Annotated in this window: 15 protein-coding genes; 9 read left to right on the top strand and 6 right to left on the bottom strand. The window is 62.9% G+C overall.

All coding sequences use genetic code 11. From position 1 onward, the window contains the following. Positions 1-103: 103 nt before the first annotated feature. The 4 genes from ggt to Q7F16_RS14980 are packed head-to-tail and all read left to right on the top strand — an operon-like array spanning position 104 to position 4311. Positions 104-1831 (top strand): gamma-glutamyltransferase, encoded by a 1728-nt coding sequence (gene ggt, locus Q7F16_RS14965; RefSeq protein WP_046064139.1) that lies wholly within the window; start codon positions 104-106, stop codon positions 1829-1831. Between the two features lie 40 nt (positions 1832-1871). After that, positions 1872-2405, top strand: coding sequence for a cysteine hydrolase family protein (locus Q7F16_RS14970; protein ID WP_186649818.1), 534 nt, complete (start codon positions 1872-1874; stop codon positions 2403-2405). A gap of 12 nt (positions 2406-2417) precedes the next feature. Beyond that, positions 2418-3644 (top strand): helix-turn-helix domain-containing protein, encoded by a 1227-nt coding sequence (locus tag Q7F16_RS14975; RefSeq protein WP_409557176.1) that lies wholly within the window; start codon positions 2418-2420, stop codon positions 3642-3644. A 34-nt stretch (positions 3645-3678) separates the two neighbouring features. Further along, the gene (locus Q7F16_RS14980) at positions 3679-4311 is read left to right on the top strand and encodes a Vgb family protein (protein ID WP_046064142.1); all 633 of its coding nucleotides are present in this window, start codon (positions 3679-3681) and stop codon (positions 4309-4311) included. A 152-nt stretch (positions 4312-4463) separates the two neighbouring features. Here the strand turns inward: Q7F16_RS14980 and Q7F16_RS14985 are convergent, their stop codons facing one another. Further along, positions 4464-5324: a CAP domain-containing protein gene (locus tag Q7F16_RS14985; protein ID WP_046064143.1), complete on the bottom strand. Its 861-nt coding sequence runs from the start codon at positions 5322-5324 to the stop codon at positions 4464-4466. 184 nt (positions 5325-5508) lie between these two features. After that, positions 5509-6474, bottom strand: a complete 966-nt coding sequence (locus Q7F16_RS14990; protein WP_409557175.1) for an EamA family transporter — start codon at positions 6472-6474, stop codon at positions 5509-5511. Positions 6475-7436: 962 nt separating this feature from the next. Here Q7F16_RS14990 and Q7F16_RS14995 point away from each other — a divergent pair. Both Q7F16_RS14995 and Q7F16_RS15000 read left to right on the top strand, forming a co-directional pair. Continuing rightward, the gene (locus Q7F16_RS14995) at positions 7437-8567 is read left to right on the top strand and encodes a sensor histidine kinase (protein WP_095974823.1); all 1131 of its coding nucleotides are present in this window, start codon (positions 7437-7439) and stop codon (positions 8565-8567) included. A 96-nt stretch (positions 8568-8663) separates the two neighbouring features. Next, the gene (locus tag Q7F16_RS15000) at positions 8664-9755 is read left to right on the top strand and encodes an SMP-30/gluconolactonase/LRE family protein (RefSeq protein ID WP_046064146.1); all 1092 of its coding nucleotides are present in this window, start codon (positions 8664-8666) and stop codon (positions 9753-9755) included. A gap of 183 nt (positions 9756-9938) precedes the next feature. On the opposite strand, the gene Q7F16_RS15005 is transcribed toward Q7F16_RS15000, so the two are convergent. The 4 genes from Q7F16_RS15005 to Q7F16_RS15020 all read right to left on the bottom strand — a co-directional run bounded on the left by Q7F16_RS15005 (position 9939) and on the right by Q7F16_RS15020 (position 14508). Beyond that, positions 9939-10319, bottom strand: coding sequence for a DUF1850 domain-containing protein (locus Q7F16_RS15005; RefSeq protein WP_409557174.1), 381 nt, complete (start codon positions 10317-10319; stop codon positions 9939-9941). Continuing rightward, positions 10316-12343 carry a TRAP transporter permease gene (locus Q7F16_RS15010; RefSeq protein ID WP_409557173.1) on the bottom strand — a complete coding sequence of 676 codons (2028 nt, stop codon included), beginning with the start codon at positions 12341-12343 and terminating at the stop codon, positions 10316-10318. The genes Q7F16_RS15005 and Q7F16_RS15010 overlap by 4 nt, the downstream gene beginning before the upstream one ends. Before the next feature lie 81 nt (positions 12344-12424). Further along, positions 12425-13375 carry a TAXI family TRAP transporter solute-binding subunit gene (locus Q7F16_RS15015; RefSeq protein WP_095963573.1) on the bottom strand — a complete coding sequence of 317 codons (951 nt, stop codon included), beginning with the start codon at positions 13373-13375 and terminating at the stop codon, positions 12425-12427. Between the two features lie 134 nt (positions 13376-13509). Then, positions 13510-14508, bottom strand: coding sequence for a LacI family DNA-binding transcriptional regulator (locus Q7F16_RS15020; RefSeq protein WP_409557172.1), 999 nt, complete (start codon positions 14506-14508; stop codon positions 13510-13512). Between the two features lie 167 nt (positions 14509-14675). Here Q7F16_RS15020 and Q7F16_RS15025 point away from each other — a divergent pair, with 167 nt between their 5' ends. From Q7F16_RS15025 to Q7F16_RS15035, 3 genes are all read left to right on the top strand, one after another. Continuing rightward, positions 14676-15851: a Gfo/Idh/MocA family protein gene (locus Q7F16_RS15025; protein WP_409557171.1), complete on the top strand. Its 1176-nt coding sequence runs from the start codon at positions 14676-14678 to the stop codon at positions 15849-15851. Continuing rightward, positions 15815-16927, top strand: coding sequence for a sugar phosphate isomerase/epimerase family protein (locus tag Q7F16_RS15030; protein ID WP_409557170.1), 1113 nt, complete (start codon positions 15815-15817; stop codon positions 16925-16927). Before Q7F16_RS15025 ends, Q7F16_RS15030 begins: the two co-directional genes overlap by 37 nt. A gap of 208 nt (positions 16928-17135) precedes the next feature. Beyond that, positions 17136-18368: a nucleoside permease gene (locus tag Q7F16_RS15035; protein ID WP_409557169.1), complete on the top strand. Its 1233-nt coding sequence runs from the start codon at positions 17136-17138 to the stop codon at positions 18366-18368. Positions 18369-18373 lie beyond the last annotated feature (5 nt).

The raw sequence follows: 18373 nt of genomic DNA on the forward strand, positions 1-18373 counted from the left end.
GTCACCCAGTCGGCGGGGAAACAGGCGCAATACGCAAACCGGGCCATACTAGCTAGTTGCTTGATGCGATCCCCGACTTTTCAAAACAAGAAGAGGCCGACTCATGAAGTTCGAATCCTTTGCCCGGACCCTCGTTGCCACCACCCTGACCCTCAGCTGTTTGTATGCCCAGGCCGCCTCCCAGGCGCCAGTGGCTGCCGAGAACGGCATGGTGGTTACCGCCCAGCACCTTGCGACCCACGTGGGTGTCGATGTGCTCAAGAGCGGCGGCAATGCCGTGGATGCGGCGGTGGCGGTGGGGTATGCCCTGGCGGTGGTGTATCCGGCGGCGGGTAACCTGGGCGGGGGTGGGTTCATGACCCTGCAACTGGCCGATGGCCGCAAGACGTTCCTGGATTTCCGAGAAAAAGCCCCTCTGGCCGCCACGGCCAACATGTACCTGGATAAGGACGGCAACGTCGTGCCCGAACTCAGCACTCGCGGCCACCTGGCGGTAGGCGTGCCTGGCACCGTGTCCGGCATGGAACTGGCGTTGAGCAAATACGGCAGCAAACCCCGGGCGGAACTGATCGCCCCGGCCATCAAGTTCGCCGAGGAAGGCTTTGCCCTGGGGCAGGGCGATGTCGATCTGCTGGAAACCGCCACCGATGTGTTCAGGAAGGACATGCGTGACTCCGGGGCAATCTTCCTGCACAACGGCGAGCCCATGCAGGTCGGCCAGAAGCTGGTGCAAAAAGACCTCGCCAAGACCCTGCGGGAAATCTCCGCCAAGGGTGCCGACGGTTTCTACAAAGGCTGGGTCGCCGATGCCCTGGTCACCTCCAGCCAGGCCAACAAAGGCATCATCACCCAGGCCGACCTGGACAAGTACAAGACCCGCGAACTGGCTCCGGTGGAGTGCGACTACCGCGGCTATCACATCATCTCGGCGCCGCCGCCCAGTTCCGGTGGAGTGGTGCTGTGCCAGATCATGAATATCCTCGACGGCTATCCGATGAAGGACCTGGGGTTCCATTCGGCCCAGGGCATGCACTATCAGATCGAAGCCATGCGCCACGCCTACGTGGACCGCAACAGCTACCTGGGTGACCCGGACTTCGTGAAGAACCCCATCGACCATCTGCTGGATAAAAACTACGCCGCCAAGCTGCGGGCCGCGATCGAACCGCAAAAGGCCGGCGACTCGCAGAAGATCAAGCCCGGCGTGGCGCCCCATGAGGGCAGCAACACCACCCATTACTCCATCGTCGATAAGTGGGGCAATGCCGTTTCGGTCACCTACACCCTGAACGACTGGTTCGGTGCCGGTGTCATGGCGAGCAAGACCGGGGTGATTCTCAACGATGAAATGGATGACTTCACCGCCAAGGTCGGCGTGCCCAACATGTATGGCCTGGTGCAGGGCGAAGCCAACGCCATCGCGCCGGGCAAGGCGCCGTTGTCATCCATGAGCCCGACCATTGTCACCAAGGACGGCAAGACGGTCATGGTGGTGGGCACCCCGGGCGGCAGCCGGATCATCACCGCGACATTGCTGACCATTCTCAACGTGATCGACTACGGCATGAACCTCCAGGAGGCGGTCGATGCGCCGCGTTTCCATCAGCAGTGGATGCCGGAGGAAACCAACCTGGAGACTTTTGCGGCCAGCCCGGATACCCGGAAGCTGCTGGAGAGCTGGGGACACAAGTTTGCCGGTCCGCAGGACCCCAACCACATCGCCGCGATCCTGGTCGGCGCACCGTCATTGGGTGGCAAGCCCGTGGGCAAGAATCGCTTCTATGGCGCCAACGACCCCCGTCGCAACACCGGGTTGTCGCTGGGTTATTGATTCGTTGCGCGGCCCCGATACCGTTTGAAGAGGTAAGGTCATGAACACCGCATTGCTGATCATCGATGTCCAGGACGCACTGTGCAGCGGCGAAGAAGAATGCTTCGACATCCAGCGCGTCATCCAGACCATCAACGGCCTGGCGGCCAAAACCCGGGCCCTCGGCTTGACGGTGATCCTGATCCAGCACGAAGAGTTGGAAGGCTCGCTGACCTATGGTTCTGCCGCCTGGCAACTGGCCGACGACTTGTTGACCGCGGCGGATGACTTGCGGGTGCGCAAGACCACCCCCGATGCCTTCTACCAGACCGACCTGCAACCGTTGTTGCAGGCCCGCGGCATCGATCGCCTGGTGATCTGCGGGCTGCAAACCGACTATTGCGTCAACGCCACCGTGCGCCAGGCCCATGCCTTGGGGTACGACGTGGTCCTGGCGGCCGATGCTCACTCCACCGTGGATAACGGCAGCATGGCGGCCGAGCAGATCATTGCCAACCACAACAACCGATTGGGACGGCTGAGCAGTGCGGTGTCGCGGATCGATGTGGTGCCGGCTGCCGACATCCGCCTTTGACCCCCAAGATCGATGACAACTGACCCTTTGATCACCGCAGCGGCGCGAGCGTTGGCAGCGGGGGACCCCGTCGCCGCGCTCAATCGCGTCGCGCTGCGCAACGATGCCCCGGCGCTCGCGCTTCGCGGCATTGCCATGGCGCAGTTGGGGGATCTGGTTCGGGCCAGGGCCCTGATGCGTCGGGCAGGTGCGGCCTTCGGGCCCAAGGCGGCGGTGGCACGGGCGCGCTGTGTGGTCGCCGAAGGCGAAATCGCCCTGGCGTCCCGTGACCTGGCTTGGCCGATGAAGCGCCTCGATGCCGCGCGGGTGGTGCTCGAAACCCACGGCGATCGGGCGAACGTCGCGCATGCCCACACGATCGAAATCCGCCGCCTGCTGTTGATCGGTCGACTCGACGAGGCTGAACGCAGGCTCGTTGAGCTGGATCTTGCCTGCCTGCCCTCGGCATCACGGGCGGCCTGCGAGTTGGTAGCCGCGGGAATCGCTATGCGGCGCTTGCAAACACAGACCGCCCGCACCGCCCTCGAACGGGCCGGGCAAGCCGCACGGCAAGCGGGAATCGGCGCGCTGAGCGCCGAAATTGAAAGCGCCTGGCGGCTACTGCACGCACCCGCCGCGCGCCTGATCGCTCGAGGCGAAGAGCGCTTGCTCGTGCTGGAAGAGGTGCAAGCGCTGTTGGCCGGGCCGGCGGTGGTGGTGGACGCGTGTCGATATGGGGTCAGCGGCGCTGGCATTCAGGTCAGCCTTGCCCGGCGCCCGGTGTTGTTCGCCTTGGCGCGAGGACTGGCGCAAGCCTGGCCTGGCGATGTGCAGAGGGAAACGCTGATGGCCCAGGCCTTCGGCTTGAAACTGACGGATGAATCCCATCGCGCCCGGCTGCGGGTCGAGATGGGGCGGTTGCGTGCCACGCTTCGTCCGTTGGCTGACGTGAGGGCAACCCCGCGCGGTTTTACCCTGATGCCGCGACATGCCGATGAGGTTGTGGTGCTGGCGCGAGTGGTCGAGGAGTCCTATGGAGCGGTGCTGGCATTGCTGGCCGACGGTGAGGCCTGGTCCAGTTCAGCCCTGGCGCTGGCCCTGGACATCAGTCAGCGCAGCGTGCAGCGGGCCTTGGAGACGCTGGCCGCCGCCGGTAAGGCGCAGTCGTTCGGGCGCGCCAGGGCCCGGCGCTGGATGGCGCCACCGATGCCTGGATTCGCGACGGTATTGTTACTCACCGCGCTGCCATCCGAGGATTAGGCTGCAGTCACACCCCACTGATGAGGCGAGTGAGATGAAACGTTCAGAGGCACAGATCCTGCGTGAATACGGTCCTTTCCCCGGCGTCGATTGCGTACACGGCGTGAGCCATGATGGCGAGCGTGTCTGGTTCGCTTCAGGCGACAAGTTGCATGCCCTCGATCCCGCCAGCGGCCAGACCGTGCATTCGCTCGATGTCCCGGCGAACGCGGGCACGGCGTTCGACGGTGAGCACTTATTCCAGATCGCCGGTGACAGCATCCGCAAGATCGATCCACGCACCGGTCAGGTATTGGCGACGATTCCGGCCCCCAACAGCGGTGATGATTCCGGCCTGGCGTGGGCCGAAGGATCGCTCTGGGTCGGTCAGTACAAGGCGCGCAAGATACTCCAGATCGACCCCGCCGACGGCAGGGTTCTGCGCACCATCGAGTCCAACCGCTTCGTCACGGGCGTGACCTGGGTCGATGGAGAGCTTTGGCATGGCACCTGGGAAAACGACGAGAGTGACCTGCGGCGTATCGATCCGCAAACGGCGCAAGTGCTGGAAAGCGTGACGATGCCGCCTGGGGTTGGTGTGTCGGGGCTGGAGTCCGACGGGGCTGACCGGTTTTTCTGTGGTGGCGGAGGCAGTGGCAAGGTGAGGGCGGTGCGTCGGCCGGTGTGAGCGTTGGCGGATTCGCCGTAGCCCTTGTGGCGAGGGCGCTTGCTCCCGCTGGACTGCGAAGCGGTCGCCAATGCCTTGGGCCTGCTTCGCAGTCCAGCGGGAGCAAGCTCCCTCGCCACAACAGCGGATGGCTCAGCGCTGGGGATGGTGTTTCACGGCGCACCCAGCACCATCGTCCAGTACACCCCCGCATCACTGCGCGAATCGCTGGCGGAAGCTGCGCCCATCTGGGTGAACATCGGGTTCATCAGGTTGGCGCAGTGCCCCGGGCTGGCGAGCCAATCGTGCATGGCCTGGCTCGGCGAGCGTTGACCGGCGGCGATGTTCTCGCCCAGCTTACGTCCGCGAAAGCCGGCGCGCTTGGCCCGATCGGAGGTGGAGCGACCGTCCGGGTCGCGATGGGCGAAATAATTCTCGCGGGCCATCGACCGGCTGTGGCCTTGGGCGGCGGTTCCCAGCGCGGCGTTCCAGCTCAGCGGCCGGGCCGCCGCGAAGCGCTGGCGCCCGCACATCCGTGGCTTGGCCCTGGCGGCGTTGACCTGGGCCAGCAGCGACTTGTCCGTCGCACCCGCGTCGCTCATCCGCGTGCCACCCATGGGCTGCGCCAGCACCACGCGCCATTCATCACCGACCCGATTGACGCCGATGTCGGCGTACTGGTTGTCCAGCAGCGCAGCGCAATGTTCATCGGCCAACATGTCGAAGGCTTCTTCGGCGTCCCGCGCATCGGTCAAGCGAATGCTGCGCACGGCCCGGGCTTGATAGCCGGCGTCTTTCAAGGATTCCCGCAGGCCACCGCGAAAGCCAATCGGCAAGCCCAGGCTTGAACGCAGCACCAGCGGCGGCGTGGCACGCACGGTGCGCCATTCACAACGGCGCGACTGGCTACGGAAATCGTTGATGGCCTCCACCAGTTGCCTTTCGCCGCGGGCATGGGCGGGGCTGGCGAATAGAGGAAACAGGGCAAGCAAGCACAGCGAAACGAAACGGCAAGAGCGAACAGGGTGGCGCATGGGGCGAACGGCTCAAGAGGGGGGAGTTGCCATAGCGCCAGGCTTGGCGCCGATCAGCTGGAAAACCCGTCGCTGCAGATCGGCGGGGTTTTCACGGCTGGGGTAGGACTGTCGGTTTGGAAACAAGTTTCAGGAAGGCGAAGACTATCTGTGGGCTGGCACGCCACAAGAGTGGTCAGTCAGTTCAATTCACCGTTTCAGCCATGGGCACCTTGACCCGCTCAACCTTGCGATAAGTCAACAGCACGATGCCCGTCACTACAATCGCGCCACCCATCACCTGGCCCGGGTTGAGCATCTGGTCCAGCACCAGCCAGCCGATCAGCAGCGTGGCCAGCGGTTCGATGTTCATCACCGGGGCGTTGCGCGGCATGTCCAGGCGGGGTACGGAAATGAACAGCACGGTAAAACCGGTGCCGTAGAGCACCACCAGGGTCGCCAGGGCGAACCAGCCGGTGCTGCTGGCCGGCAGGTCGAAACCACCGGGCAGGGCGCCGGTCAAGCCAGCGAGGTTGACGCTGCTGAAGACGATGAAGATCGTCAGCAGGCTGCGGACCGAGCCGCGCACCTGGGACAATTTGTGATCGGTGATCCATAGCGCGCAGGCAAAGGCGCAGGCAGCACAAAAGGCCAGACCCACCCCCAGCAGCCATTGCGGGCCGACGCCTTGCCCAGACGATAACCGCGCCGGCACTTCCAGCACGAACACCAGGCCCACCAGGATCATGCCCATCAACGCAGCCGTGCGCGCCGTCGGGCGGGGGCCGCCCAGGGCCCAGGTCAGCAAGGCCAGCAAGATCGGAAACACGTTGCCCACCAACAGCGCCAACGCCACCGGCACCCGCGCTACGGCGGAGTACAGGCACAGGCTCTGGGCGCCGATCAATAGCCCCAGCGCCAGTTGCCAGCGCCACGCACCGGGCGGCAGGCGCAGGCTCTGTCGTTGCCAGAGCACCATCGCAGCCAGCACCAGCAGCGTCCCGCCCGAGCGCAGCAGGATGGCCAGCAGCACACCGGCACCGTCATCGAACGCGGCCCGGGCGGCGACGTGGTTGCCGGCGAAGGCACAGCCCATGCACAGCAGGACGAGCACTGCGAGGTGGCGGGGTAACGGTGTGGGGGTGTCAGATGCAGCGATGGGGCGAGTCATGGCAGGTGTCTCTAAGGCGGCCGCCAAGGCAAAAGGCCCCGGATAGGCTGTTTTAGTTATAGGTTGTCGTACGACTGTAATGTTTTTACCTCATAGGGTGCAAGGGACGAGGTTCGAAGGTCTGTGGGTTCTGGTGCATGGGTGCGGTTGCCTAGGTGTTTACTTGCTTTGGTGTGTATATCCGTTATTTCGGTAACGGCGGCTGGCGGTTCCGCTCTTACAGCGGCTCACTTTTGAGAAGCGCAAAAGTAAGCAAAACGCTACATGCCCCACCACTCGGCACCTCGCCTAGGCTCGGTGTGCCTGAACGAAGGCATTGCTCCGTGGGCCGCCGCGAAGGGCCATTCATGGCCCAGCGCGGCTAACCCGGCATCCATGCCGGGTTGCCCACTGCGCAATACCTTCGTTCAGCCAGCGTGGTTAACGGGGCGCCTGAGATCAACGTCCACCGCGAGGCGGCCTGATAGCCGACCTGGTTCTTGGTGGGACCGCGTTTCTCCTGTGGGAGCGGGCTTGCTCGCGAAGGCGGTGGTTCAGCTACACAGATGCTGGACGTGTCGCGCTCTCGCTTTGCTTTGCTTTGGATTTTGATCTCGACGCCCCGTCAAACCACGCTGGCCGAACGCAGGCATTGCGCAGTGGGCATCCCGGCATGGATGCCGGGATAGCCGCGCTGGGCCATGGATGGCCCTTCGCGGCGGCCCACGGAGCAATGCCTTCGTTCGGGCACACCGAGCCTAGGCGAGGTGCCGAGTGGTGGGGCAGAGCGTTTTTGGTTACTTTTGGCGCTCTCCAAAAGTGACCCGCTGTAAGAGCGGAACCGCCAGTCGCCGTTACCGAAATAACGGATATACACACCAAATAAAACTAAACAGCATTACGCACATTATCCGGTGCTTTGCTGTACAACAAACCTGGCCGCTGTGTCGTCTACAGCATCGCCCTTCTTGCGGAAAAAACCCATGCGCCTGGCCGATTTCATCCTCGACAATATCGAGCCGATTCTTCAGGCGTGGGAAGACTTCGCCAAAACCATCACCCCCGCGTCCATTGGCATGGACTCCGTGGCCCTGCGCGACCATGCCGAGCAGATGCTGCGCACCATCGCCGCTGACCTGCGCACCTCGCAAACGCGCAAGGAGGCGATTGCCAAGTCCCATGGCGAAGCCCCGCCGGTTGATGCCGAAACCGCCGCCGAAACCCATGCGGTCATCCGCCAGTCCTCGGGTTTTACCGTGGAGCAAATGGTTTCCGAATACCGGGCCCTGCGCACTAGCGTGCTCATGCTCTGGATGCCGCACACGCAGTTGGATAACAAGCAGGTCATGGACGATCTGATTCGATTCAACGAGGCCGTGGACCAGGCCTTGGCCGAGTCCGTCGTCAGTTACTCGGGGGCGGTGGATGCGTCGCGCAACATCTTTCTCGGGATTCTGGGGCATGACCTGCGCAGTCCCTTGGGCGCGATCCTGCTGAGTTCCGAAGTGCTGCTGCGGGCGGGGGACCTGCCCGCCAAGGCCACCAAGATCACTTCGCGCATCTACACCAGCGTCAAGCGGGCCAACAAGATCGTGGGCGATCTGCTGGATTTCACCCGTACCCAACTCGGCTCGGGCATTCCGGTGCAGCGTTTCAACGGCGATCTGGTGGCCGCCTGCGAAGGCATGGTGGAGGAGGCGCGGGCCTATCATCCGGAAAGCGAAATCCGCTTTGAAACGACCGGTGCCCTGGATGCGCTGTTTGATCCGGCCCGCATGGAGCAGGTATTTGCCAACCTGATTGGCAACGCCGTCCAGCATGGTGCCGAAGGCACGCCGGTGACTGTTTCGTTGAGCGTGGAAAAGGATATGGCCGTGATCGCGATCAACAACCAGGGCAAGCCTATCGAGAAAGAGGCCATTGCCAACATCTTCAACCCAATGGTCCGAAGTCTGTGCAGCGGTGAAATGCAGTACGGTTCCACGGCTGGGCTCGGACTGGGCCTGCACATCGCTTCGGCGATCGTATCGGCCCATCAGGGCACCATCAAGGTTCACTCGGAGGCGCAAGTCGGCACGACCTTTACCGTTCGTATACCGCTGACCACGGCCTGATCGACTGTCCGCAAGAGCAGATTTGCATGCTTGTACGATGTCTTATCACGTAGTAAAACTGTCGTCCCGTCCAATAATAATTAACGGAGACGCACGATGGATGCTTCGCAATCTGCAACCGCCGCCGATCAGGGCCGCCGGATCTTCCTGAAGAAGTCCCTGGTGGTCTCGGCCGCTGCCGCCGCTCTTGGCAACCTGCCAGGGCTCGCCCAGGCCGAACCCTTGAGCCAGCGTTACCCGGACCCGCTGATCAATATCCTTGACCCCAGCTTCATGGACTTGCGCATCTTCAACGCCAGCGTGGAGAAACTCGCCACCGGTTTGCGTTGGGCAGAAGGGCCGGTGTGGGTCGGTGACGGTCGTTACCTGCTGGTCAGCGACATTCCCAACAACCGTATCGTGCGCTGGGATGAAATCACCGGCAGCCTGTCGGTGTACCGCGAAAATTCCAATTTCTCCAACGGCATGTGCCGCGATCGCCAAGGCCGGTTGCTGGTGTGCGAAGGCTCCACCACCGCCAGCGAAGGCCGACGCATCACCCGCACCGAGCACAACGGCACCCTCACCGTGCTGGCGGACAGTTTCGAGGGCAAGCCTTTCAACTCGCCCAATGACATCGTCTGCAAGCGGGACGGTTCGGTCTGGTTCACCGACCCACCGTTCCAGACCGGCAACAACTACGAGGGGCACAAAGTCACGCCTGTCCAGCCCCACGCCGTGTATCGCATCGACGGTGAAAACGGCAAGGTCACTCGGGTGATCGATGACCTGGCGGGGCCGAACGGGCTGTGTTTTTCCCCGGACGAGAAAACTCTCTACGTGGTCGAAGGCCGGGCCAAGCCCAACCGCTTGATCTGGGCAATCACTGTCAAGGCCGACGGCACGCTGGGCGAGCGGCGCAAGCACATCGAAGGCCTGGATTACGCGGCGATCGATGGGATCAAATGCGATGAAAGCGGCAACCTCTGGTGCGGTTGGGGTGGCAATGGCGACCCCAAGGCCGACCTGGAAAAACTCGACGGCGTGCGGGTGTTCAACCCTGAAGGCAAGGCCATCGGGCACATCTCCCTGCCGGAGCGCTGCCCCAACGTCTGCTTCGGCGGCCGGGAAGGCAATCGGTTGTTCATGGCCGGCAGCCACTCGTTGTATTCGCTGTTCGTAAATACCCGGGGGGCGACGTTTGCCTGAGTGAAACACTTACCCTAGGCGTTGACGGACTTTGTGGCGAGGGAGCTTGCTCCCGCTGGGCTGCGCAGCAGCCCCTCAACCAGGCAGTGCGGTGTGTCTGGTTGATTCAGTCAGCTTCATTCGGGGCCGCTTCGCGACCCAGCGGGAGCAAGCTCCCTCGCCACAAATGTTCTGGCCCCGGGATTATCCGCAACTCCACAGCTCCACCGTCGGTTGACGTGCCGTAGGCGGCCCCAGCCAATGACTCATCGCCCGACAACCGCCACCAAAACACAACTGGTAGTCGCCAGCCTGCGGCGTGCGGCCCAGTTTCAGCGGTTGCAGGGGCGGCACCTGGCGTTGATAGTGCCAGCTGCCATTTTCCAGCCGGGCATTGTCGGGAATCTCCATGCCCGCGCCATTGCCTTTGACCCTGGCTTCACCCAGCACCAGGCCCTGTTCGCTGACGCGATAGTCTTCCTCCCAGCGGATCTTTTCGATGGTGTGGTTCCATGCCAGCGTGAAGTCGGCAACGGGAAGCTGGGCCCAGACCACGCCGGACAGGCCCAGGCACAAACCGATCACGCCAAGGCCCGCCCGGCACGTCGCGAGCGCCAGACGTGCTGGAAAATCAGCAACCCACCCAGTACGAAGCCAATCTCGTCGGTCAATGGCAGGGCTACCACCAGCAACGCGCCAGCGGCAAAGCACAGCAGGCGTTCCCAAATCGGCATTTTCTGTTGCAGGTAACCGGTGGATGCCATCCCCCAAAGCCCGACGGCCAACAACGTCTTGATCAGCATGTACGCGGTCATCCACAGGTTGTCGCCCTGGAGCATCAGTGCCGGGTTATAGACCGTCATGAACGGAATGACGAAGCCGGCGAGGGCGATGCGTACCGCCCAGAAGCTGATCTTCAGGCCACTTTCCCGGGCAATGGGCGCGGCGGCGAAACAGGCCAGCGCCACCGGCGGCGTCAGGTCGGCCAGGATGCCGAAGTAGAACACGAACATGTGCGACACGATCAGCGGCACGCCCAGTTCCAGCAGGGCGGGCGCGGCGATCGAGCTGGTGATGATGTAGTTGGGAATGGTCGGGATGCCCATGCCCAGTACCAGGCAGGTGAGCATGGTAAGGATCAGTGACAGCAACAGGTTGTCCCTGCCGATGGCGAGGATGTAACCGGCGAAGGTGGAGGCCACGCCGGTCAGCGAGACCACCGCGATGATGCTGCCCACCAAGGCGCAGGCGATCCCCACCGGAACGGCGTGACGCGCGCCGTCCACCAGGGCATGCAGGCAGATGACGAGGGTTTCCCGCGTGCCTTGCATGAACCAGCAGGCCACCACCAACACGCCGATCACCGCAAACACGACACCGATGCCCAGTCGGAAAAAACCGACGCACAGCAGCCCCAGCGCGATCCAGAAGGCACAGCGCAAAGCGTAGTTCGAGACCTTGAGAATGATCGCCGAGCCGAGAATCACGATGGCCGTCAAGGCCAGGCCCACCATGCCGGAAAACAGCGGTGTGCGTCCGGAAAACAACAGGTAGACCAACACCCCGAGCGGGATCAGCAGGAACCAGCTCTCCTTGACCGCACCCCAGGCGCTGGGGCACTGGTCCTTGGGCAAGCCCTTGAGGTCGGAGCGCTTGGCTTCCAGGTGAACCATCCAGAACACCGAGCCGAAGTACAAGCACGCGGGTATCAACGCCGCCTTGGCGATTTCAACGAACGGCACATTGATGGTTTCGGCCATGATGAAGGCCACCGCGCCCATCACTGGCGGCATAATCTGGCTGCCCATGCTGGAAGTCGCCTCCACACCACCGGCAAACGCGGCCTTGTAGCCGAAGCGCTTCATCAGCGGGATGGTGAATTGCCCGGTGGTGACCACGTTGGCGATGCCCGAGCCGGTGATGGTGCCCATCAACGCCGATGACACCACTGACACCTTGGCGGGACCGCCCAGCTTATGGCCGAATAAACCCATGGCGAAATCGGTGAACAGCTTGATCATGCCGGCCTTTTCCAGGAAAGAGCCGAACAGGATGAACAGGAAGATATACGTGGCCGACACGTAGGTTGGCGTGCCGTACAGCCCTTCGGTGCCGAACGATAGTTGGTTGATGATTTGATCGACACCATAGCCACGATGAGCCAAGTCCCCCGGCAGATATTCGCCGAACAGGCCATAGGCCAGGAATATGCCGCAAATGATCGGCAAGGCGATGCCCATTACCCGCCGCGCGGCTTCGAAGACCAGCACGATCAGCACCACGCCGATGATCATATCGGCGGTGGTCAGGTCGCCAGAACGCTGGATCAGATCGGCCTCGAACACCCACTGATAGACGGCCGTCGCCACGCCCCCCAGGCTCAGGACCCAGGCCAGGGGTTGCCAGGGACGCTGCCTGCCATAGGCCGGGTAGCTGAGGAACACCACCCACAGCAGGAAGCCGACATGCAACGCCCGCAGCACGATGCTGGAGACCGGAGAAAACGCGGCGGTGACGATCTGAAACACTGAAAACAGCAAGGCCACGTAAAACAGTGTCTTGGGCCAGTCCCGCGGGTCCGTGGCGATGCCGTGCTGGTCTTCACTCATGAGGTGCCTGCCTTCTGTTCACATTCAAGGGGCGAAACCATGACGCGTCAACGGCACTGAGCACCGTTGACGCGCAGGGGGCTACAGCGCGCCTACTTCCTTGTAGTAGCGCTCGGCACCGGGGTGGAGTGCGATCGGCAGGTTTTTCGCAGCGTTTTTCAGGGTGATGTCCTTGGCCGCCGAATGGGAAGTACCCAAGCGAGTGAGGTTTTCGAAGAGCAGCTTGGTCATCTGGTACGCCACCTCATCCGGGACATCCTCGTGGGTGACCAGAATGTTGGTGATGGCCACGGTCGGTACGGCGTCGGTCTGGCCGTCGTAGGTATTGGCTGGAATCATTGCGCTCAGGTAGGCCGTGTTGCCGATTTTCTCCACCACATCGGTGGGCACCGACACATAGCTCAGCGCCATGGTCGAGGCCAGGTCACGAATGGCCGCCATCCCCAGGCCGGAGGACTGGAGCGTGGCATCCAGTTGGCGGTTCTTGATCAAGTCCACCGACTCGGCGAATGGCAGGTACTGGACCTTCATGTCCTGGTAGGTCAGCCCCGCGGCCTTGAAGATAGCCCGGGCATTGAGTTCGGTGCCGGATTTCGCCGCACCGACGGAAACGGTCTTGCCCTTGAGGTCGGCCAGGGTCTTGATGCCGGACTCCTGGCTGGCGACGATCTGGATGTAATTGGGGTAGGCGCCGGCAATGGCGCGAAGTTTGGTCAGCGGCGCCTTGAAACCGGCGTCTTCCACGCCGTTCTTGGCGTCCGCCACCGAATCGCCCAGGGCCAGGGCCAGCTCCCCGCGCCCGGCCTGCAGCAGATTCAGGTTCTCCACCGAGGCCTTGGTGGCCTGCACCGATGTCTTGGCGTCCTTGATACCGTTGCTGTAGATCTGTGAAAGCCCCACCCCGATAGGGTAATAAACGCCGCTGGTGCCTCCTGTCAGGATGTTGATATACACCGGGGCTGCCTGGGCCGCAGTCGTGACCGCCAAGGCTGCCGCGGCGGCCAGGAGGGTGAAGCGCTTGTTGACTCGCATGGGGGACCTCTCCGTCTTGTTATGGCTCTATGCAGAGTTCTTCCACTGTAGTTCAAACGTGAGTGATGGCGAGTAAAGCCGTGGTCAGGAGGTTTTGTGGCGAGGGGATAAATCCCCTCGCCACAGGTTCCTGGTTATGCAAGGGGCGCCGTACTGCCACGCACCGTCAACTCAAACGGCAACACCACATGCCGTTCGGCAATCGGCTTCTTCTCGATCAAGGCAATCAGCATCTCCACCGCTTTTTGCCCAAACGCTTCGGCAGGCTGCGAAATGGTGGTCAGGGGTGGGTCGCAATAGGCGGCGAACGGGATGTCGTCAAAACCCACCAGGGAAATATCCTCGGGCACCCGCAGGCCCATCTGCTTGATGCGCCTGAGCGCGCCGATGGCCATCTCGTCGTTTTCACAGAACAGCGCGCTGGGACGGTCGGCTCGCTCCAGCATCGCGCCGGCGCCATCATCGCCGGCCTTCAAGGTGAAGTCGCCATGGCAGATCAGGCTTGGATCGACGTCGATACCGGCCTGGCGCAGGGCATCCTGGTAGCCGGCCACGCGGTCCAGGGTCAAGGGACTGCTGCGGGGGCCCTTGATGATGCCGATGCGGCGGTGGCCGAGGCCGATCAGGTGCTCGGTCATGGCCTGGGCGGCGGCGCGGTTGTCGAGGCTGATGGTCGGGTAGGGGGCGCTCTTGACCACTTCGCAGGCGTTGACCAGCGGCAGGCTTTCGGCGCCTGCGGGCATCGATTCGAAAGGATCGCTGGCGCGTAGCTGGATCACCCCGTCGGCCTGGTGGGCGTAGACCAGCGCGGCGAATTCCCGCTCGATCTGCGCGCGGCCCTGGGTGTCGCACAGCAGCAATCGATAGCCCGCCGCCTGCGCGGCCTGCTGCGCGCCGCTGATGACCCGGGCGAAAAACGTATTGGCGATGGTCGGTACCAGGATCACCAGGTTGCCGGTGCGCCGGGAGCGAAATTGCACCGCCATCAGGTTGGGCCGATAGCCGGCCTGTTCCACCGCCGCGTTGACCTTGTCCCGCGTCTCGGGAAGCACCCGTTCGGGCGATTTCAGGGTTCTGGACACCGTGGCCACCGAAACACCGGCCAGCCGGGCCACTTCACGAATGTTGGACAAAATCACCTCGGGGGGCAGGGGCTACGGTTGGGGAGCTTACCGCAGGTTGAGCGCCTCACAAATGTTCATGCATGGCCTCATCGGGTTTGACACGCAGGAAAACTGAGCCTAGATTTCCGCCATGATGTAACCGGTTACATCATCATCCTGACAGGAAGACAATCGCGATGAATCCTGTAGCACCGAAAATAAGAATGGGCTTCGTTGGCGGTGGAGAGGGCGCTTTCATCGGCCAGGCCCACCGTCAGGCCGCGGGCCTGGACGGCGGTTTCGAACTTGTGTGCGGCGCCTTCAGCCGCGACCCGCACAACACCCGGCAGACCGGCGCGGCCCTGGGCCTGACGGCGTCGCGCTGCTACCACGATTGGCAGCAGATGCTCGACACCGAAGCGCTGCTGCCGCTGGATCAACGCATGGAACTGCTGGTGATCGTCACGCCCAATCACCTCCATGCGCCTATCGCCAGCCAGGCCTTGAAAGCCGGTTTCCATGTGTTCAGCGAGAAACCCGCCGCGCTGGACCTCAAGGAGTTGCTGGCCCTCAGGGAAGTGCTGCAAGGCAGCCGTTGCCTCTACGGCCTGGCCCACACCTACCTGGGTTATCCCATGGTGTGGCAGGCCCGGGAGATGGTGCGTTCAGGCGAGATCGGCCAGGTACGCAAAGTCCTGGTCGAGTACCCCCAAGGCTGGCTCAGCCAGGATGTCTCCGCCCAGGGCAATAAACAGGCCGAGTGGCGCGACGACCCCGGCCAGTCCGGCCTGGGCGGTTGCATCGGCGACATTGGCACCCACGCGTTTTCCTTGGCCGAGTTCGTCGCGGACCAGCCTATCCAACAGCTATGCGCCGCCTTGGGTACGCACATCCCGGGCCGGCAATTGGATGACGATGCCGCGATGCTGTTCAAGATGGGGAGCGGTGCCAGCGGCGCGTTGATCGCAAGCCAGGTCTGCACCGGCGAAGAGAACCCGCTGAAGATTCGCGTCTACGGTGACAAGGGTGCCCTGGAGTGGCGCCAGGAAGAGCCGGCGAGCCTGATCCATCGCGCCTTTGACCAACCCCTGCGCATCTTGCGCAGCGGTGTCGGCCAGCCGTGGCTGTGCGCGGCGGCGACGCGGCGCATGCGCCTGCCGGCCGGGCATCCCGAGGGCTACCTGGAGGCCATGGCCAACCTCTACGGCGATTTCGCCCACGCCATTCGCAACCATGTCGAAGGCCCTGACGCCCCTGGCGTGCCCGGCATCGAGACCGGTTTGCGGGGCATGGCATTCATCGAGGCAGCCATCCTCAACCACCGTGGCGAGGCGAAATGGACCGCCGTGCAAACCGGAGCATCCCTATTGTGAATACCCTCGACATACCACCGAGCGGCCTGCGTGGCCCAGGGATTTTCCTGGCGCAATTCATGTCCGCCGAAGCGCCGTTCGACACCCTGGCGAACATCGCCCAGTGGGCGGCGTCGCAAGGCTACAAGGCCATTCAACTGCCGACGTCGGGCACCCAATACATCGACCTGGCCCGGGCCGCCGAGAGCCAGGATTATTGCGACGAGCTCAAGGCCACCTGTGCCCAGGCCGGTGTCGAGATCAGCGAGTTATCGACGCACCTGCAAGGCCAGTTGGTGGCGGTACACCCGGCGTTCGACGCGCTGTTCGACGACTTCGCCCCGGCGCATCTGCGCGGCCAGCCCCAGGCGCGGACCGAATGGGCGATCGAGCAACTCAAGCTGGCCGCCCGCGCCAGCCAGCGGCTCGGGCTCAAGGCCCATGCGACGTTTTCCGGTGCGCTGCTGTGGCCGTATCTCTACCCCTGGCCGCAGCGCCCGGCGGGCCTGGTGGAGCAAGGTTTCACCGAACTGGCCCGGCGCTGGTTACCGATTCTCGACTGCTTCGACGCGGCCGGCGTGGACCTGTGCTACGAAATCCACCCCGGCGAAGACCTCCACGACGGGGCCTCGTTCGAGCGCTTCCTCGATGCGGTCGATCATCACCCACGGGCGGCGATCCTCTACGATCCCAGCCATCTGCTGCTGCAACAGATGGACTACCTGGGTTTCATCGATCGCTACCACGCACGCATCCGCATGTTCCACGTCAAGGACGCCGAGTTCCGCCCCGATGCCCGTTCCGGGGTATACGGCGGTTACCAGGGCTGGGTCGATCGCCCCGGTCGGTTCCGCTCGTTGGGCGATGGCCAGATCGATTTCAAATCGATCTTCAGCAAATTGACCCAATACGATTTCAGCGGTTGGGCGGTTTTGGAATGGGAGTGCTGCCTGAAGGATTCGCAACAGGGCGCCGCAGAAGGGGCGGCGTTCATCCAGCGGCACATGATCAGCAAGACTCGCAAGGCGTTCGACGACTTCGCCAGTGTCACGGCGGATGAAGATTCCAACCGGCGGCTGTTGGGCCTGTTGAGGTAACTCGCCCACCCAAAACCCTGTGGCCAAAACCCAATGGCAAGCAAACCCATTGTGGGAGCAAGGCTTGCCCGCGATGAACGAAAACGCGGTTCAACGGTTAGACCGCGGCGCGGCCATCGCGGGCAAGCCTTGCTCCCACAGTTGAGGTCTTTTTGTATCAAAAGCGGTGAGTTTTTTTCACAAGAACAACAATAAAACGGTGACTGTCATGACCACGATGAACGCACGCCTCAGCGTGATGATGTTCCTGCAATTCTTTATCTGGGGTGGCTGGTTCGTCACCCTGGGGACTTTTCTTTCCAGCACGCTGGGCGCCAGCGGCGGGCAGATCGGCATGGCGTTTTCCACGCAGTCGTGGGGGGCGATCATTGCGCCGTTTGTCGTTGGCCTGATCGCCGACCGCTACTTCAATGCCGAACGGATCCTGGCGGTGTTGCACCTGCTCGGCGCGGTGTTGCTGTATCAGCTGTATTCGGCGGCGGATTTCAGCGTGTTCTACCCGTACGTGCTGGCGTACATGGTGGTCTACATGCCGACGCTGGCCCTGGTCAATTCCGTGGCGTTCCGGCAAATGCGCGACCCGGCGCTGGAGTTCTCGCGCATCCGGGTGTGGGGCACGATTGGCTGGATCGTCGCGGGCGTGGTGATCAGTTTTGTGTTCGCCTGGGATTCGCGCGAGGCGATCTCGGCAGGCGGCTTGCGCAATACCTTCCTGATGGCGGCCATCGCGTCCCTGGTCCTGGGACTCTACAGCTTTACGCTGCCGGCCACGGCGCCGCTCAAGGAACAGGCCGGCGCAGGTGGCGTCAGGCAACTGCTGGGGCTGGACGCGTTGGGTCTGTTGAAGGATCGCAGCTACCTGGTGTTCTTCATCGCCTCGATCCTGATCTGCATTCCCTTGGCGTTCTATTACCAGAATGCCAACCCGTTCCTGGCCGAAACCGGGATGACCAACCCCACGGCGAAGATGGCCATCGGGCAGGTGTCCGAAGTGTTGTTCATGCTGCTGTTGCCGCTGTTCATCCAGCGTTTCGGCATCAAGCTGGCACTGTTGGTGGGCATGCTGGCGTGGGCGTTGCGCTACCTGTTGTTCGCCTACGGCAATAACGGCGACCTGGCGTTCATGCTGTTCACCGGCATTGCCTTGCACGGTATCTGCTACGACTTCTTTTTTGTCTCGGGGCAGATCTACACCGACGCCAAGGCACCGGAGCGCTTTCGCAGCTCGGCCCAGGGCCTGATTACCCTGGCGACCTACGGTGTGGGCATGCTGATCGGCTTCTGGGTGGCGGGGCAGGTGACCGATTACTTTGTCGTGGCTGGCGGTCATGACTGGCAGAGCATCTGGCTGTTCCCGGCCGGTTTCGCGCTGCTGGTGCTGGTCTGCTTTCTGTTTACCTTCCGTGGCCAGCAGGCGCTCGTTGCGCCGTCAAAGGCCTGAAACAG

The organism is Pseudomonas sp. Lb2C2 (assembly GCF_052112205.1).
Classification (GTDB): domain Bacteria; phylum Pseudomonadota; class Gammaproteobacteria; order Pseudomonadales; family Pseudomonadaceae; genus Aquipseudomonas; species Aquipseudomonas kilonensis.

What these genes read in the sequence shown, in the direction of transcription:
- ggt (WP_046064139.1), top strand. Translation starts at nt 104, where the DNA reads ATGAAGTTCGAATCCTTTGCCCGGACCCTCGTTGCCACCACCCTGACC.
- Q7F16_RS14970 (WP_186649818.1), top strand. Translation starts at nt 1,872, where the DNA reads ATGAACACCGCATTGCTGATCATCGATGTCCAGGACGCACTGTGCAGC.
- Q7F16_RS14975 (WP_409557176.1), top strand. Translation starts at nt 2,418, where the DNA reads ATGACAACTGACCCTTTGATCACCGCAGCGGCGCGAGCGTTGGCAGCG.
- Q7F16_RS14980 (WP_046064142.1), top strand. Translation starts at nt 3,679, where the DNA reads ATGAAACGTTCAGAGGCACAGATCCTGCGTGAATACGGTCCTTTCCCC.
- Q7F16_RS14985 (WP_046064143.1), bottom strand. Translation starts at nt 5,324, where the DNA reads ATGCGCCACCCTGTTCGCTCTTGCCGTTTCGTTTCGCTGTGCTTGCTT.
- Q7F16_RS14990 (WP_409557175.1), bottom strand. Translation starts at nt 6,474, where the DNA reads ATGACTCGCCCCATCGCTGCATCTGACACCCCCACACCGTTACCCCGC.
- Q7F16_RS14995 (WP_095974823.1), top strand. Translation starts at nt 7,437, where the DNA reads ATGCGCCTGGCCGATTTCATCCTCGACAATATCGAGCCGATTCTTCAG.
- Q7F16_RS15000 (WP_046064146.1), top strand. Translation starts at nt 8,664, where the DNA reads ATGGATGCTTCGCAATCTGCAACCGCCGCCGATCAGGGCCGCCGGATC.
- Q7F16_RS15010 (WP_409557173.1), bottom strand. Translation starts at nt 12,343, where the DNA reads ATGAGTGAAGACCAGCACGGCATCGCCACGGACCCGCGGGACTGGCCC.
- Q7F16_RS15015 (WP_095963573.1), bottom strand. Translation starts at nt 13,375, where the DNA reads ATGCGAGTCAACAAGCGCTTCACCCTCCTGGCCGCCGCGGCAGCCTTG.
- Q7F16_RS15025 (WP_409557171.1), top strand. Translation starts at nt 14,676, where the DNA reads ATGAATCCTGTAGCACCGAAAATAAGAATGGGCTTCGTTGGCGGTGGA.
- Q7F16_RS15030 (WP_409557170.1), top strand. Translation starts at nt 15,815, where the DNA reads ATGGACCGCCGTGCAAACCGGAGCATCCCTATTGTGAATACCCTCGAC.
- Q7F16_RS15035 (WP_409557169.1), top strand. Translation starts at nt 17,136, where the DNA reads ATGACCACGATGAACGCACGCCTCAGCGTGATGATGTTCCTGCAATTC.